The sequence below is a fragment of the Rothia mucilaginosa genome, from assembly GCF_901875305.1.
Lineage (GTDB): Bacteria > Actinomycetota > Actinomycetes > Actinomycetales > Micrococcaceae > Rothia.
On the sequence record NZ_CABFLY010000006.1, the window covers coordinates 25431 to 42193 of the forward strand.

Below are 16763 nucleotides of genomic sequence, written 5' to 3' on the forward strand. Positions count from 1 at the left end.
GGCTAAATGTATTAAATGGTCCGCATCACGGGTATGCCCCGCCCTGAGCGCGTATCCTTATATACATGACTGAAAACAAGAAGGCACAGATTGGTGTAACCGGCCTTGCTGTCATGGGTGCAAACCTCGCCCGCAACCTGGCACGCAACGGCTACACCGTAGCACTGCACAACCGTTCCGCTGAGAAGACCGACGCCCTGCTCGCCGAGCACGGTGCAGAGGGTGACTTCATTCGTACCGAGTCCCTGCAGGAACTCGTCGACTCCCTCGAATCTCCCCGCCGCATCCTGATCATGGTGAAGGCGGGCGGCCCCGTCGACTCCGTGATTGAGCAGCTCACCCCCCTGCTGGACGAGGGCGACATCATCATCGACGGCGGTAACTCCCACTTCCCTGACACCATCCGCCGCGAGCGCGCACTGGCAGAGAAGGGCCTGCACTTCGTGGGCGTCGGTGTCTCCGGCGGCGAGGAAGGCGCCCTCTGGGGCCCCTCCATGATGCCCGGCGGCTCCGCCGAGTCCTACAAGCACGTCGGTCCCATGCTCGAGAAGATCGCCGCTAAGGCACCCCAGGACGGCGCACCCTGCTGCGCATGGATCTCCACCGACGGTGCGGGCCACTTCGTGAAGATGGTCCACAATGGCATTGAGTACGCCGACATGCAGGTGATTGGTGAGGCCTACGACCTGTTGCGCTCCGTGGCTGGCCTCGAGCCCGCTGAGCAGGCAGAGATTTTCAAGGCCTGGAACAAGACCGAGCTGAGCTCCTACCTGATTGAAATCACCTCCGAGGTGCTCGCACAGGTGGACGCCAAGACCGGCAAGCCGCTGGTCGACGTAATTGTTGACGCCGCGGGTCAGAAGGGTACCGGCCTGTGGACCGCTAAGGCCGGCCTGGACCTCGGTTCCCCCGTCTCCGCCATCGCAGAGTCTGTGTTCGCTCGCGCCCTGTCCTCCGTCGAGCGTGAGCAGCGCGAGCAGGCTCAGCGCGAGCTACCCGCCGGCCTGATTGCCACCACCGGTGTGGGCGCCGGCGACCCCGAGTTCGTCGAGGATGTGCGCCGCGCGCTCTTCGCATCCAAGCTCGTTGCATACGCACAGGGCATGGACCTGCTGACCCGCGCCGGCAAGGAGTACGGTTGGGACCTGAAGCTGGACACCATCGCATCGCTGTGGCGCGCCGGCTGCATCATCCGCGCCGAGTTGCTGGGCGACATCATGGCCGCCTACGCTGATCAGGCTCCCGCGAACATGTTGCTCGCCCCCGCCTTCAAGAACCTCATGGACGAGCTCGTTCCCTCCTGGCGCCGCGTTGTGGCCAAGGCTACCGCACTGGGCATCCCTGTGCCAGTGTTCGCATCCGCACTGTCGTACTACGACGGCCTGCGCCGCGACCGCCTGCCCGCAGCCCTGATTCAGGGCCAGCGCGACTTCTTCGGTGCGCACACCTACGGCCGTATCGACGAAGAGGGCGCCTTCCACACCATGTGGAGCGGTGACCGTTCTGAGGCGAACGCAGCGGATATCCACGTTCACTAAACTTTTATAGCTGAACGTAGAAGGCCCGCCCGGCTGGATTTCACATCCAACCGGGCGGGCCTTCGTTATGTTTTTGATATGTCGTTGTGCGGGGTGATAAAGAAATATACCGTGGGCGTGGGGGAGAGGGGCCACAGATGTTGGCTAGGAGCCTTCTAAGGCTCCTCTAAGGGTCTAAAAAGCTAGGAAGCGCTAAATCCACATGGCAGGGTCAATGTACTCCACAGCGTCCACCAGAGGCTTCTTCTTCTCCGGGGTACGCGGGCGGTGCTTCGCAGGAATGCCGGTAATAATCGAATCAGCCGGGTGATCGTTGACCACCACAGCATTCGCGCCGATGGCGCTATCGGCACCAATCTCTACCGGACCCAACACCTTCGCGCCGGCACCAATCGTGACCCGATCGCCGATGGTCGGATGACGCTTCACCTTTTCAAGGGAACGACCGCCCAGCGTCACACCGTGGTAAAGCATTACGTCGTCGCCAATCTCAGCGGTCTCACCAATCACGATGCCCATGCCGTGATCGATGAAGAAGCGGCGGCCAATCGTGGCGCCCGGGTGAATCTCTACGCCGGTCAGAAAACGGGCGACCTGAGAGAGAGTACGCGCCAGCGACTTCGTCTCTTCCTTCTGCCAGAGCTTATGGGTGAGACGGTGCGCCCAGATGGCGTGCATACCCGAATAGTTCAGAGCAATCTCGACAGCGCCGCGGGCAGCGGGGTCATGCTGGCGGACGTTCTCAATATCTTCACGCAGACGCGCAATAAAACTCATGGGGTTCCCTTTCCCTCAATGGTCATGCTCTGAGTGTGCGACCTTTCCAAAGGTACCAACAACGGTGCTCATTCACCTATTCCCGCACCCGGTCGTCGTCATAGTGAACGCTCTCTTTAACATCGCGGTCACAATTGTGCACGGAACGTAATATTTGAGGCTCCAACGGGCCCAGGAGCGGCAGGGACGCAAACGCTCCGCCCCAGTGTGCAACGGTATGTACACCGGGGCGGAGCGTCGAACACTGCGTCCTGTTCTAGATGGTGGCCTCTACCTAGAGAGCCGCCTAAAATTGGGGCCTATTAGCCGCGGATGTCCTCGTAGAGAGCGGTGGAGATGTAACGCTCGCCGAAGTCGGGAACGACAGCCACAATCAGCTTGTCCTTGTTCTCGGACTTCTTAGCCTCTTCCAGAGCTGCCCAGACGGCCGCACCGGAAGAAATACCGCCCAGGATACCTTCCTGAGTAGCCAGCTGGCGGGAGGTGCGCATTGCGTCATCGCCGCTGACGGCGGTCACGGAGTCGTAGATACCGCGGTCAAGGGTCTCGGGAATGAAGTTAGCGCCCAGACCCTGAATCTTGTGGGGACCAACGCGACCCTCGGAGAGCAACGGCGAGTCCTTGGGCTCCACAGCGACAACCTTAATGTTGGGGTTCTGCTCCTTCAGATACTTACCCGAACCGGAGATGGTGCCGCCGGTACCGATACCTGCCACGAAGATGTCGACCTTGCCGTCGGTAGCTTCCCAAATCTCGGGGCCGGTGGTCTTGTAGTGGATGGCGGGGTTAGCCTCGTTGGAGAACTGAGAAGCCAAGATAGCGTTCTCGGTGTTGGCAACGATTTCCTGAGCCTTCTCCACGGCGCCGCGCATACCCTCGGTACCGGGGGTCAGCACAATCTGCGCACCGTATGCGCGCAGTAGAACGCGACGCTCAGCGGACATGGTCTCGGGCATGGTCAGGATGACGTGGTAGCCGCGAGCCGCACCGACCATGGCCAGGGCGATACCGGTGTTACCAGAGGTACCCTCAACGATGGTGCCGCCGGGCTTCAGCGCGCCGGACTCCTCAGCGGCGTCAATGATGGCGCGGCCGATACGGTCCTTGACGGAGCCTGCAGGGTTGTAAAACTCGAGCTTGACGGCAACGTTACCGGGCAGGCCCTCGTCCAGACGGTTCAGGCGGACCAGGGGAGTCTCGCCGATAGCCTCGACGATGCTGTTGACAATCTTTGCCATGGAGGTGCTCCTTCTGAGCATGGGGGAGGGGACTACCGGAATAGGCCATCTCCCCAGTGAATAATTTGGGTACGTGGACACTCTACTACTCGGCGGCGGCAGGTTTAAACCTGCGGTCACAGTTCGTAACATGACTTTTCATGACTGAGGACGCTAGCAGGGGTGCGCCCCAACGGGACGTTCCAGTGCTACTTCAGCCGGGCCGGATTGCTCCCCTCAACCCGTGCCGTGACCGGGCCATCGGTGAGTACCCCAAATGGCATAAAGAAAAGCACCGCGCAAAACCTTCGTCCTAAAGGCTCTCCCTCACGGAGAGTGCGCGGTGCTTTCTTGAAACATTATGTAGCCCAAAAAGACAACCTCTGTATATAAGAGTAGTGGTGAACCCCGTTCACCGCAAGTCCAGAACGGCTATTTTATTGCTACAGAATGAAAAAATATCTGCGGCCCGCATAACAGAAGGCTCAAGCCCCCAAAATACGCCCCGCGGACAACCCCAAAAGCGCATCCACAGAACGAAAAATCCTCAAAACAAACACCCGGGCCACAGGCGAGAGGCAAACGGACTAGTTGATGTCCATATGCAAATCCCACTTATTGTTCAGGTAACGACCAACAGCCTCACCGAACATCTTCACGTGACGCTTATCAGCCGCCACGGTCTGCTCCTTGCCGTCCTTAAACAGCTTCTCACCCAAATCAACATTCAGGGTCACAGTCCAGTTGTACGCACCCTGAGCAAGAACCGGCTGCTTCGTCTCAATGGTCAACGTAGCGGTCGGATTCACATACCAGGTCTTCTTCTCATCAATACCAGACTTAGTGGAATCCGCGTACTTCTTCATCACCGCAAGAGTGCTCTGATCAGTACTGACCTCGTTCATATAGTGCATATCACCGGTGCGCAACAGATACTCAAACGCTGCACCAAAATAAGCTAGAGCCGAAGCAAAACCAGCCACTGAATTCTGATGCATGCTCTCCGGAACAATCGGGGACGGCGCATTCTGCGGCGGATGCTCAGCGTTACCCGGCTGGTACTCGCCGTGCTCCTCCAGCTTCTCCAACTTTGCTACACCACGGTAATCCTTATCATCATTGGGTAGCGGCGAGTTCGTGGCGGTCGCCGTGGCACTTGCCGAAGGCGAAGCGGAAGCGCTCGGAGACACCGTCTCAGAGGCGCTAGCCGAGGCCGTCGTCGCCTCAGGAGTTGCGGAGGAAGAGGACGCAGAAGCCTCAGACGAAGCCTTCGAACCGCAGGCTGCCAGTAGAGCCACGGAGCTGACGCCCAGCACGCCCAACGCCGCGCGGCGGGTCAGAATCTCAGACATAGTGATACCTTTCAGACATTCGGTGATTGCAACCAGTTTAACCGCAAACGCGCCTCAATACAGAGTCCAGACCGGCCCGGAGACGGGGCCGCGTGAGAAGCATCTCGTTCGGCAAGCCAGGAATAGAAAACCAGCTGGAGGAACCAACAAGCAGGAACAGGCCGCAATCCGGGCCTTCGAATTGAGTACAGACTAGGAAGCAGATGGGGAACCCGCCGCAGAACTCACCACGGCAGAAGCGGCAGAAGCACCTGCTGAAGCCGATGCGGAAGCCGACCCGCCCCGCAACGTAGCACCGTACACCACGCTCAGCTCCCACACCTTCGAATCAGAGTGGTAGCGTCCACGGAAATCACACTCCTGGACCGTCACCTGAGAAGCCAGACCCGCAGCAGAAGGAGAAGCCGAGGCGCTAGTAGCCTGCCCGGAAACCAGCGCATCCTCGGAAGGCTCGGTGGCCTCAGCCGACGCCGAAGCGGAGGGGCTCGCGGAGTTCACCACCGGCTGCACCTTGCCTTCAGCAACCGCCTCCGCGCCAAAATCAAGAGTGTACTGACCCTTGAAAAGCAGGTTGCCGTCGCTCATAATGGATGGCTGCGCACTCGAAAGAGCGTAAGAAGCCGCGGGGTTCACATACCATGAGCCCTTCTTAACACCCGCCAGGATTGACTCTGAGAGAGCGTCCACCTCGGAACGGGTCTTCGACGCCAGCGTAGTACCCGTCGAGAACGCCTCAGCGCTACCGGTCTTCACCAGGTAATCCATAGCCGCCGCAAAGTACGCAATCGCCTCGTGAAAACCCGTCACCGTATTCGCAGAAAGCGCATCGGTCACCTGTGGCTTAGGCGCATTACGCGGCGGATGATCAACAGTACCCGGCTCATAGTTCATAGCGCCCTCAAAATGGGTGTACTCCACAGTCCCGGAGTAGTTCTTACCGTCGTCAGTGTAGCCATTCGGGTTAGCACTCGACTTCGAACCCGAGAGGCTACCACCCTGGTTACCACCCTGCTTCTGCGACCCCGAATTCGAGGAACCACAAGCGCTCAGCAACGCCGCGGCCACGGCCGAGCCCGACAGGCCCAGTCCCGCATGGATAAGAGAACGGCGGGAAACACCGCGCGAAATCCGAACGGACGCGGGAGAAACGGAGGAAGCAGAAAAATCGGAAGAACCGGAAGAGAAAATCATCGGAAATACACCTCACATAGATGGGGCATGGGGGCACGATACACGACGGAACCATCCGCAGATCACAGGCCCGTCTAGAAGTCATGCCCTAACCCGACGGGCAGGTTAGGGCATGGGCGCCATTCGGCAAAGATTTAGAGATTATCGTTGGGGCCGCTCCCACCGGAGCTACCGTTACCAGGATTGCCGTTACCGGAACCGCCATTACCGTCGGTCTGCGAGCCCGCACCACCGTTAGCCGCACCACCGTTAGCCGGAGCCGAAGCCGAAGCCTGAACCTCATACTCATCCTGAATGGTCAAAGCCCAGTCACTCTCCATGCGCACACCCGTGACCACCAGACCGCGCTCAATGCGGCGCTCCTTCTCAGGAATCGACACCGGAGCACCATCCAAAACCATGGTCGGACCCAAATCAATCGCCAGGTCAAAGGTCCACTGAACGCTCTTCTTCACGAGAGTCGGAAGCGCCGTGTACGCCTTCAACGTCACCTTCGGCGATACATACCAGTCACGCGCCTGGGAGCTTACGTTACCCTCATCCATAAACATCGAAAGGGAAGAAATAAACTTCTCATCGGCCTTCGACTCACGCAAGGGAGCAGGGTCACCGGTCAGCACCAGGTAGTTAATCGCCGCGTAGACAAAAGCAATCGAATCATACAGGCCCTGCACCGAGTTCTGCGCCGCACTCTCAGGACGCTTAGGCACCGGCACATTCTGCGCCGGAGCGGACTCCGTGGCCGCCACGAACTCACCCTTGGAATCGAAATGATCAAAAGTAACCTCACCGCTAAAATCGGTGCGCGCCGACGCAGAGGGAGTCACCACCGGCTCATCAGGGTCAGCCGAAGCAGAGGGGGCAGAACTGCCACCGCAGGCCGCCAGCAGAGCACTCAGCGACACGCCCGCAACACCGACTCCTGCATACCGCAGAGCGGAACGTCGGCTCAGACCGGACGCGGAACGGGGGGACTGCCCGGAAGCATGAGGGAAAAGTGCCACGGAGTGCCTTTCGCGTGTAACTCTCATACGAGAGGAATGAAGGAGTGAGAGGGACGCCCGGAGGACGGCACACGATACCGGGCAACCGGTACCGAATCACCGTCGAACGAGACAGTCCTAAGTATAACGCGCACCCGCACCCGCGGCCGGGTACATTACCGCCGCACAGGGGGTGATGTACCGCCCACCGCCCGCCGTAACATCCGCGAGATGGGTGGGACTGGGTCTGTGAGCTGGGTCTGTGAAGGCGGCACCTCCCCAACCGTTTGCCTTCTGAAGGGGCTATCGAGCCGCCGGAGCCTCGGCCGTAGCGGGGTTTACTGCAGGAGTATCACCCGCGGGACGATCCGCTGCACCACCGGCAGTGGGAGCCGCAGGATTTTGCTGCACCGGATTCTGCTGGGCCGGAGCCTCAGCACTCTGCTGACCGGCCGGAGCCGCGGGAGTTGCGCCATTCTGCGCGGGGACATTCTGAGCGCCACCATTCTGAGTCCCACCGTTCTGGGCACCGGTATTGGTCGCGCCGTTCTGAGCGGCTCCACCCTGACCGGCAGGGGCCTGAGCCGGTGCGTTCTGCGCACCGCCGTTCTGAACCGTTCCGCTCTGCGCTCCACCGTTGGCGCCGGTTCGTGCGGAACCACCCGTATTAGCATGAGAACCCGAACCGGTAGCGGCACCCGAACCAGTGTGCGCGGCCGCGGTGCTGTCGTCTGTTACTGTCGGCGTGTAGGTCGAGGAGGGCTGCGGGCGCGAGGTATGCGTCGGCTTCGGCGTCATCGACGGATCGTACTGCTGCGCCGAAATCACCGTCCAACGCTTCGCCTCTTCGTCATACTCAGCGTAGAGGGCCGTAATATCCTGCGCTTCGGTGTTCTCCAGAGGCTTGGTCGTGTTGGTGGCCTTTTCCACCACCAGTCCGTGCGCCTGCGTCACCGAGCAGGCCCACGAATACTTCGTGCCGCGCGTAACCGGCTGCTTCTCAGTCAGACGGTAGGTCCAGCCACCATCCACAATCCAGTTCGTGCCGGGTGCATAGAAGACGCGCAGCTTCTCCAGCGAGGCGCGCTGCGGAGTGTTATCGGGATGCACAACCTGCAGGGCCGGGCCCGTGTCACCCGTGGCGCGCGCATAGTCCACGGCCGCCGCAAAGTACGCAAAGGTCGCACGCAAGCCGCGGGCATTCTTGTCGTACATGGTGTCATCCTCAACGGGAATCGGCACGGAGCTCGCCTTAGCATCCACCGAGGCAGGGCCCGCGGTCGGCTCAATCGTGTACACCTCGCCGGTCGTCGGGTCGGTGCTACTGATAGCGGACGCACCATGGCCCGGAATGAACTTAGTCCACTTCAACTCGCCGGAAAGATTGTCGTACGCACCGGCAATCGTAGCGGAAGCAGTGGCGGAGGCGGTGGCCGTCGAAGCGCTCTTCGACCCGCAAGCGGCAAGCATCGCACCCAGCGCTGCGGTGCCCGTGACGGCAAAGAAACGGCGGCGGCTGTGAATCATAGTGATCCCCTCGAACATGATGTGAAACGGAAGTATCGGTGGTGTGTTAGAAGCTTGCACGCGATGCCCCATCAGTGCTGAAGGAAACATAGGCGTGAAGCCCGTATAGCCCTAAGCCTATAGAGTTCACGCCCGGCGCACAAATAAACCCCCACGTCCGTGCCCTATGTCACCTATGGTGGGAGGGTTTATGCGGATCCCTGAAGATACCGGGTGGCCTTTGCTGAGGGGGTCGCATTGGGGGTTGGCTGCGCACTCGAATCCGCCGAGGGGGTGGCGGTCGCGCTGGGAGAAGCCTGCGGGTCCTCCAGCATCTGCCAGCCTTCCTCACCAAAGTACACGTAAACATCAGCCTGCGACTTATGGCCGTACACCTTGGTGAGGAGCTCACGCTGAAGCGTCTCGTGATTGAAGAGGAACGCCGCCTCATCCACCTTGAGCGTGGCCTTCCAACAGTACACATCTGCCGTCGAGACAGGAACCGGCTGAGCACTGTCCAGGTGAATGCACATGGGCACGCTATTCTTCGACACAAGCCAACCGATGTTGTAGCGGTAAATATCGCGGTACATGTTGGTCATATGGTTGAAACGCTCCTGACCGGGCAGATCCATAAATGGCTCAGTGTCACCGGTGAGGAACATATAGTTCTGCGAGGCACTCCAATACTGCAGGAACGTGTGCAGACCCTCAACGCTACGCTCACCTATCTCCTCGGGCTTGCGAGGGCGGGGGACGTTGAGGGCGCGATGACTGAGCGTTCCGGCGGAGAAAACCCCGTCACGCTCGAAGTACCGGTCGGGAAGAATCACGGGGCCGCGGCCATCCAGAGCTGACGCCGGCAACGGCTCAGTACGACGGACACCACGAGAGACAACGACTGAGGCAGGACGAGGGGAAGCAACGGGCTCGGGGGCTGAACCAACCGAGGCCGTACCGTTAGGCGTCGTGACGTGAGAAGAAGAAGCGCCGCAGGCAGTTGCGAGCACGCTAAACGCCGCCCCAGATGAGAACGCCAGAAGGTGGCGGCGAGAGAGCGAATCGGGCATGCAGACCTTTCGCGGTGAGAGTGTACGGGCAGAATAAGTCCCCACGGCTCGGCGGGCAGGTGAAAACCTCGCGGCGAACCGTACGGGGAATTCGGGCGTGCACCGGGTGGTCATCAACTGGCGCGCACCGTATACACGGGACAGGAAGCGCGGGAGTGAACCGCGCCCCAACCCGAAAGTTATACGTCGTGTCACACGATTTTAGGGACTTTTCGAGGATCATCACGCGGGTATATGCCTCTGAGCGTAAAAAGTTATCAAATCTTTATTTTTCTCTGTCATATGGGGTGGGAGTAAACGAACCAATGTGTTAGAAATAACCCCCTACGACAGCCTTCACTCACCCCCTCAACGGTGTGATGATGCGGGCTGTGGGACAATAACGCTGTGACTACCACCGATTATGCGCAGCTTCAGGCAGTGCGCGAACTCCTCACTCGAATCCCCTTCTCACTGGATGTCGACCCCGAAGAAATCGGCCTTCACCAGGACGGGCACGGCAGCGCTCGCGAAGCCACATCCGCAGCGATAGAAACCGCCTCCGCCCGGGCCTTTATCGCCTCTATGGCCCGGCAGCTTGACGACTACATCCTGCCCCGCAGCGCCAGCATGGACAGCCCGCTCACCATCGTGGTCGGCGGATCCACCGGCGCCGGCAAGTCCACCCTGGTCAACACACTGCTGGGTGAACCCCTCACCCAATCCGGCGCAATTCGACCCACCACCCGCCACCCCGTGCTGCTCTACCGCGCCGAAGACGAAGCCGCCCTAGCTCCCGACCGTTTTCTACCGACCCTGCCCCGCACCCGCGTGCAGAAGGGGGAGGGTCTACCCGGTGCCGACCCGCTAGTCCCGCAGGCCCTCGTCCCCGTGCCCACGGCGGCCCTGCCGCGCGGTATCGCGCTCATCGACGCACCCGATATCGACTCGGTCTCCAAAGAAAACCGCACCCTCGCCAAGGAACTGCTCTCCGCAGCCGATCTGTGGCTCTTTGTCACCACCGCCAACCGCTACGCCGACGCCGTGCCCTGGGAACTGCTCCACGCGGCGGCCGCGCGCTCCATCACAATCGCCGTGGTGCTCAACCGCGTTCCCGAAGGGGACGAAGAAGCCATCGAGACCGACCTGCGCCGCATGCTCCGCGAGGCCGGAATCGAGGCCGTACTGATTCACACCGTGACCGAACAGCCACGCGACGAGCGGGGGCTCATCAACCCCATCAGCCTGGCGCCGCTTACCCTGTGGATTCGCGAGCTCGGAGCTGACGCACCCGCCCGCGCCGCCATCGCCCGCACGACGCTTGCCGGAACCGTCGAGACTCTCGCCCGAAACCTGCGCACCCTCGCCCTCGAGCAGGAGCGGCAGCAGGCCTCCCACCACGCCCTGACCCTGGTTGCCGCCGAAGAGTACGAAAAGGCTCTGACAAGCATTGATGCGGCGCTTTCGGATGGCTCACTGCTACGCGGCGAGGTGCTCTCACGCTGGCACGACTTCGTAGGCACCGGCGACTTCTTCCGCTCCCTCGACAACACCATCGGCCGCCTACGCGACCGCGTAGGATCAGCGTTGCGAGGCCAGCCCGCCGCCGCACAAAAGGTCGAGGACGCCCTCGAAACCGGCATCTACGCCGTGGCCATGGACGCCGCCGCCCGCGCCTCCGAAGGCACCCGCGCTCGCTGGCGTGCAACCCGCGCCGGCCGCTCCCTGCTACAGCGTCTGGACGCGGCCCCTACCCCGACCGGTAGCGCCTCGCCCGCCGGTACCTCACCCGAGGAGGAGTTCTCGGCTGCCGTGGCCGCGGAAATCCGCCTCTGGCAGGCCTCAGTACTCGACATGATTCGCGAGGAAGGCGCCGGCAAGCGCCAGCGCGCCCGATTCCTCTCGCTGAGCGTCAACGCCGTGGCCGTGCTCATGATGGTCGCCGCGTTCAGCCTCACGGGAGGCCTCACCGGCGTGGAGGTCGGCATCGCCGGCGGTAGCGGCGTGGTCGGCGCCAAGCTCCTCGAATCCATCTTTGGCGAGGACGCCGTGCGCCGCATGGCCACCCGGGCCCGTACCGACCTGCTCGAACGCATGGGCTCCCTGCTCCGCGAACACGGGCGACCCTGCACCGAGGTGCTGGCAGAAACCGAACCCGAGGTACCCGCCGAAACGGTGTGGGATGCGGCCCGTAGCGTGCACTCGCTCGCCGAGGCTATGACCACCGAGAGTGCCTAACCGCGGTAACCTCTTTCCGGTACCGGCACTATCGCCACCACCCCAGCACCCACCAGACCTTCCAGAAAGCCCACCCATGACCACCCACAATCCCCGAGGCGACCGCCCGAACCCGCCGGCGGAACCCCAGGATCCCCGGACTCCCCAGGCTCCCCGGGCTGTCTCAACCTTCGCACGGGCCGTCGCGAGCCTCAACGACGCGCTGGACTACGGCCGCGACCGCCTCCCCGAACCCGTGGTGCTCGAAGCCTCCGAGGCCCTCGAACGCCTGAGCCGCCGCCGCGAGCTCTCCACCGAGCACACCATCATCGGCTTCTTCGGTGCGACCGGCAGCGGCAAATCCACGCTCTTCAACGCCGTGGCTGGGTACCCCATCGCCCGCTCTGCGCCCACACGTCCCACGACCTCCGCGGTGCAGGCCGCAGTCTGGGGTGCCGAGGACAGCGACGAACTACTGGACTGGCTGGGCATCGAAAACCGCGTGTACCCCCAGAGCACGGAATTTATCCGGGACGTCGAGAGGCAGACGCCGAACGCTGCGAGCGCACAGTCCGCCCCCAACGCGGTGACCGAACCGGTCCCGGGCCTCTTTAACCGCATCCGACGCATGGTGGGCCGCGGCGAAACCCGCACCCGCACCGGCGGCCTGATTCTGCTGGATATGCCGGACTTCGACTCCGTCACCACCGCCAACCGCGAACTCGCCGCCCGCATGATGCGCTACGTGGACGTGCTCGTGTGGGTCGTAGACCCCCAAAAATACGCTGATGCGGTGATTCACAGCGAGTTCATGGTGCCGCTGGCCGCCTCCGGCGCGCAGACCCTCTGTGTGCTCAACCAGGCCGATAAGCTTGCGCCCTCCGAGGTGCCCGCCGTGCTGGCCTCCCTGACGCACCTGATGCAGGCCGAAGGCACCGACCGTCACCTGCTGGCTCCGCCCCTGGCCCTCTCGGCTCGAACCGGTGAGGGAATGGATGCGCTCCGCGACCTGCTGGCCCAGGTGGCCGCCGCGAAGAGCGCCTCGCTGCAGAGCACGGACGCCCAACTGTACGCCATCGCCAGCGAATTGCGCGCCTATGCCGGGGGAGAGGGAACGACCCTGACCGGAGCTGACGCGCTGACCGCCGAGCGGGAGCTGACGCAGGCCTGCTACGACGCAAGCCCCGCCACCCAGGTTTTGGAGGCGGCAACCGAGTCGTACCGCCGCGCGGCCCGCACCCGCACCGGCTGGATTGCTACGCGCTGGATGGGACGCCTGAAGGCTGACCCGCTACGCCGCCTTCACCTTGGGACCGGTTCCGCGGGAAAGAACGACACAAAGAGCGAGGCGAAGAACGGGCGTAAGAAGGGGGCCGAGGCCTCGAACCCCGGGATGCTGGGCGAACCTGCCCAGGAATCCGCTCCCGAGCTCGTGGCCCCCTCACTGCCTCCGCTGAGCGCCGCGCAGAAGGCAAACATGGCTAACGCGGTGCGCCGCTACGGCTCACGCATGGGGCAGAACGTGGGCGAGCCCTGGAAGCGTTCCCTCAGTGAGGCGGCCCTCTCGCGGGAGTCCGAGCTGCCGACCCTGATTGAACGCGACATTGCGCGCATCGACTACACGCGCGGCCGCCAGCGTGCCCCGTGGACGGTCTTCAATGTGTTGCAGTGGCTGGCCCTGCTCAGTGCCCTGGCGGGCGTGGCCTGGCTGACCCTCATTGCGGGGCTGGGGTACCTGCAGATTCAGTTGCCGCCGCCTCCTGCTCCTGAGGGGTTCCCGGTGCCACTGCCGACCCTGCTCGTTATCTTGGGCGTGCTGTTGGGTATTGCCGCCGCCGGGCTGGGACGACTGCTGACGGCCTGGGGTGCCCGGCGCTACGCCCGCCGACTGCGTGTGCGCCTGAACGCGGGGGTTGAGGGGGCGGTCCGCTCCTGCGTTATCGAACCGGTGCAGGCGGAGGCTCAGCGACTGCAGGCCTACCGTTCAGCGCTTCAGATTCGGCCCTAACGGAATCTTCGGGCGCGGATAGCTTGGCCCGGCGCACACCTGCCCGGACGCAAATAGTCCCTCCCCACCGAAATGGTGGGGAGGGACTATTAGTTAGTCTGCGTGGTGCTGTTTGAGGCGCCGCTAAAACTAGCCGATCTCGGGGGTCTCTGCGTGGTTTTCCGCCTCGATATCAACGTGTTCGTGCGAGGCCGAAAGCTCGCGCAGGCCCTCGGTGATGGCGTGCGCGGCCTTGAAGACCAGCTCGGGGTAATTGCGGTTGGTCTGACGGGTCATGCGGTCAATCGGGCCCGAAATGGAGACGGCCGCAATCACCTTGCCGCCGGGCGCGCGCACGGGGGCCGAAACCGAGGCGGTGCCGCGTTCGCGCTCGCCCACGGACTGTGCCCAGCCGATGCGGCGAACGGCCGCGAGCATGGCGGCGCTGAAGTGGGCGTCGCGCAGGCCCTCAACGATGCGGTTCTGGTCCTCCCACGCCAGCAGCACCTGCGCGGCGGAGCCGGCCTGCATGGACAGCTGGGTGCCCAGGGGGATGGATTCGTGCATGCCGGAGGGGCGGGGGGAGGTCGCGACGCATACGCGCCAGTCGCCCTGGCGGCGGTACAGCTGGGTGGATTCGTCGGCGTCGAGGCTGAGCTGTTGCAGAATCGGGTTGGCCACGGTGGTGAGCTCGTCAGAGATCGTGGCGGAGGCCAGCTCGGTCAGGCGCGGGCCGAGCATGAAGCGGCCCTGCACGTCGCGTGCCACAAGGCGGTGGTGAGCCAAAGCTACGGCGAGGCGGTGTGCGGTGGGGCGGGCCAGGCCGGTGGCCTTGACGAGGTCGCCCAGGGAGACGGGGCCGGCCTCGAGGCAGTCGAGGATGAGCGTGGCCTTGTCGAGTACACCCACGCCGGAGGAACCGTGGGAGTGTACCTCTACCACTTGCTCATCGGCGTTCATGTGCTCGGGGGGCTTGACGGGGTCGATGATCGGTGCGTTGTGTTGTGTGGATGCGTTGACGTGACGCATTCCGTGTGCGCTGAAACGTGATGCGGAAGGAGTCATTCCTTTATTCTATCTCAGAATATGAAAGATAACCCGGACTTTGTGGACTCATAGGTGTGCAGAGTCGAAGATTGAAGGACCGCCTTCGGTGTAAATTATGAGTGTTTCACAATAAGTGTTTATGTGGGTTTCTTGTCGATAATATGCGAAAATCCCCGCTCGTTACCGGGAAAACCGTGAATTTTTGAGAGATTCACGAGTGAAACCCACACAAAAATACGGGGTACTCAGGGTGAGCTTCAGTCCGTCTCACGGGCTAAGAACTCATGAAAATTTATGCGACACGCCGCAGGAAAATACTGGATTGACGGTAGTTGCGGGTACATAATCCGCTCCCTACCTTCCGTTTCAAGAATCCGAAACCACCCCGCGACCATCGCGCCCCACACCGTAGCAACGCATCACAGCAGGAGAAACTATGACTAGCGAACAGAACGCACACCCCGCGGACGCTCGTCCGCGCACCCTCGCCGAAAAGGTCTGGGACGCCCACGTCGTCGTCCCCGGCGAAAACGGCAAGCCCGACCTGCTCTACATTGACCTGCAGCTTCTGCACGAGGTGACCTCACCCCAGGCCTTCGAGGGCCTGCGCATCGAGCACCGACCTCTGCGCCGCCTCGACCTGACCATCGCCACCGAGGACCACAACACCCCCACCGACAACATCTTCGGCACCATCGCCGACCTGACCAGCCGCACCCAGATTGAGACCCTGCGCCGCAACGCCAAAGAATTTGGCGTGCGCATCCACTCTCTGGGCGATAAGGAACAGGGTATTGTGCACGTGGTCGGCCCGCAGCTCGGCCTGACCATGCCCGGCATGACCATCGTCTGCGGTGACTCCCACACCTCCACCCACGGCGCGTTCGGCGCGCTGGCCTTCGGCATCGGCACCTCCGAGGTGGAGCACGTCATGGCCACCCAGACCCTGCCCCTGGCACGCTTCAAGACCATGGCCATCAACGTTGAGGGCACCCTCAAGCCCGGCGTGACCGCTAAGGACATCATCCTCGCCGTCATCGCGCAGATTGGCACCGGCGGCGGCCAGGGCTACGTGCTCGAGTACCGCGGTTCCGCAATCCGCGCCCTCTCCATGGAGGGCCGCATGACCATGTGCAACATGTCCATTGAGGCGGGTGCGCGCGCCGGCATGGTCGCCCCCGACGAGACCACCTTCGAGTACATCAAGGGCCGCCCGCACGCCCCCAAGGGTGAAGAGTGGGACAAGGCCGTGGAGTACTGGAAGACCCTGCCCACCGACGAAGGTGCCGTCTTCGACAAGGAAATCTTCATCAATGCCGACGAGCTCGAGCCCTTCGTCACCTGGGGTACCAACCCCGGCCAGGGCGTGCCGCTGAGCCAGTCTGTGCCGTTCCCCGACGACTTCGAGGACGAGAACGACAAGGTCGCTGCAACCCGCGCCCTCGAGTACATGGGCCTGGAGGCGGGTACCCCCATGAAGGAAATCCCCGTGGACGTCGTCTTCCTGGGTTCCTGCACCAACTCCCGCATCGAGGACCTGCGTGCCGCCGCCGATATCGTGCGCGGCCGCACCATCGCTGAGAACGTGCGCATGATGGTCGTGCCCGGCTCCCAGAAGGTGCGCGCACAAGCTGAAGAAGAGGGTCTGGACAAAATCTTCAAGGACTTCGGTGCCGATTGGCGATTTGCCGGATGCTCCATGTGCCTGGGTATGAACCCCGATCAGCTGGCACCGGGGGAGCGTTGCGCCTCCACCTCGAACCGTAACTTTGAGGGCCGCCAGGGTAAGGGCGGCCGCACCCACCTGGTCTCCCCGGTGGTCGCCGCCGCAACCGCCGTGCGCGGTACCCTGTCCGCACCGTCCGACGTTCTGGCGTAATACGCCACCGACGCTATAAA

At 62.5% G+C, this 16763-nt stretch carries 12 protein-coding genes; 4 read left to right on the forward strand and 8 right to left on the reverse strand.

Features of this window, described 5'->3' with window-relative positions; genetic code table 11:
• The first annotated feature begins 65 nt into the window (after nt 1–65).
• Nucleotides 66–1538, forward strand: a complete 1473-nt coding sequence (gene gndA / locus JX292_RS07430; protein WP_204863108.1) for an NADP-dependent phosphogluconate dehydrogenase — start codon at nt 66–68, stop codon at nt 1536–1538.
• Between the two features lie 192 nt (nt 1539–1730).
• Here gndA and epsC read toward each other — a convergent pair whose 3' ends face one another.
• The 7 genes from epsC to JX292_RS07465 all read right to left on the reverse strand — a co-directional run bounded on the left by epsC (nt 1731) and on the right by JX292_RS07465 (nt 9634).
• Nucleotides 1731–2315, reverse strand: a complete 585-nt coding sequence (gene epsC, locus JX292_RS07435; RefSeq protein WP_204863110.1) for a serine O-acetyltransferase EpsC — start codon at nt 2313–2315, stop codon at nt 1731–1733.
• A 302-nt stretch (nt 2316–2617) separates the two neighbouring features.
• Nucleotides 2618–3553 (reverse strand): cysteine synthase A, encoded by a 936-nt coding sequence (gene cysK / locus JX292_RS07440; protein WP_204863112.1) that lies wholly within the window; start codon nt 3551–3553, stop codon nt 2618–2620.
• 566 nt (nt 3554–4119) lie between these two features.
• Nucleotides 4120–4884: a DUF6318 family protein gene (locus tag JX292_RS07445; RefSeq protein ID WP_204863114.1), complete on the reverse strand. Its 765-nt coding sequence runs from the start codon at nt 4882–4884 to the stop codon at nt 4120–4122.
• Between the two features lie 192 nt (nt 4885–5076).
• Nucleotides 5077–6075 carry a DUF6318 family protein gene (locus tag JX292_RS07450; RefSeq protein ID WP_239653690.1) on the reverse strand — a complete coding sequence of 333 codons (999 nt, stop codon included), beginning with the start codon at nt 6073–6075 and terminating at the stop codon, nt 5077–5079.
• A gap of 134 nt (nt 6076–6209) precedes the next feature.
• Entirely contained in the window at nt 6210–7079 is an 870-nt protein-coding gene (locus JX292_RS07455; protein ID WP_204863116.1) for a DUF6318 family protein, read from the reverse strand.
• 282 nt (nt 7080–7361) lie between these two features.
• Nucleotides 7362–8585 carry a DUF6318 family protein gene (locus JX292_RS07460; protein ID WP_239653691.1) on the reverse strand — a complete coding sequence of 408 codons (1224 nt, stop codon included), beginning with the start codon at nt 8583–8585 and terminating at the stop codon, nt 7362–7364.
• Nucleotides 8586–8773: 188 nt separating this feature from the next.
• Nucleotides 8774–9634 (reverse strand): DUF6318 family protein, encoded by an 861-nt coding sequence (locus tag JX292_RS07465; protein WP_204863118.1) that lies wholly within the window; start codon nt 9632–9634, stop codon nt 8774–8776.
• Nucleotides 9635–10021: 387 nt separating this feature from the next.
• Here JX292_RS07465 and JX292_RS07470 point away from each other — a divergent pair, with 387 nt between their 5' ends.
• A complete protein-coding gene (locus JX292_RS07470; RefSeq protein ID WP_204863121.1) occupies nt 10022–11851 on the forward strand; it encodes a GTPase in 1830 nt (609 codons plus the stop codon).
• Nucleotides 11852–11927: 76 nt separating this feature from the next.
• Entirely contained in the window at nt 11928–13838 is a 1911-nt protein-coding gene (locus tag JX292_RS07475) for a GTPase (RefSeq protein WP_204863132.1), read from the forward strand.
• Between the two features lie 129 nt (nt 13839–13967).
• Here the strand turns inward: JX292_RS07475 and JX292_RS07480 are convergent, their stop codons facing one another.
• Nucleotides 13968–14777 carry an IclR family transcriptional regulator gene (locus JX292_RS07480; RefSeq protein ID WP_204863271.1) on the reverse strand — a complete coding sequence of 270 codons (810 nt, stop codon included), beginning with the start codon at nt 14775–14777 and terminating at the stop codon, nt 13968–13970.
• Nucleotides 14778–15300: 523 nt separating this feature from the next.
• On the opposite strand from JX292_RS07480, the gene leuC reads away from it, so the two are divergent.
• On the forward strand, nt 15301–16743 hold the full coding sequence (leuC, locus tag JX292_RS07485) for a 3-isopropylmalate dehydratase large subunit (protein WP_204863134.1): 1443 nt from the start codon (nt 15301–15303) through the stop codon (nt 16741–16743).
• The last annotated feature ends 20 nt before the right edge of the window (nt 16744–16763 follow it).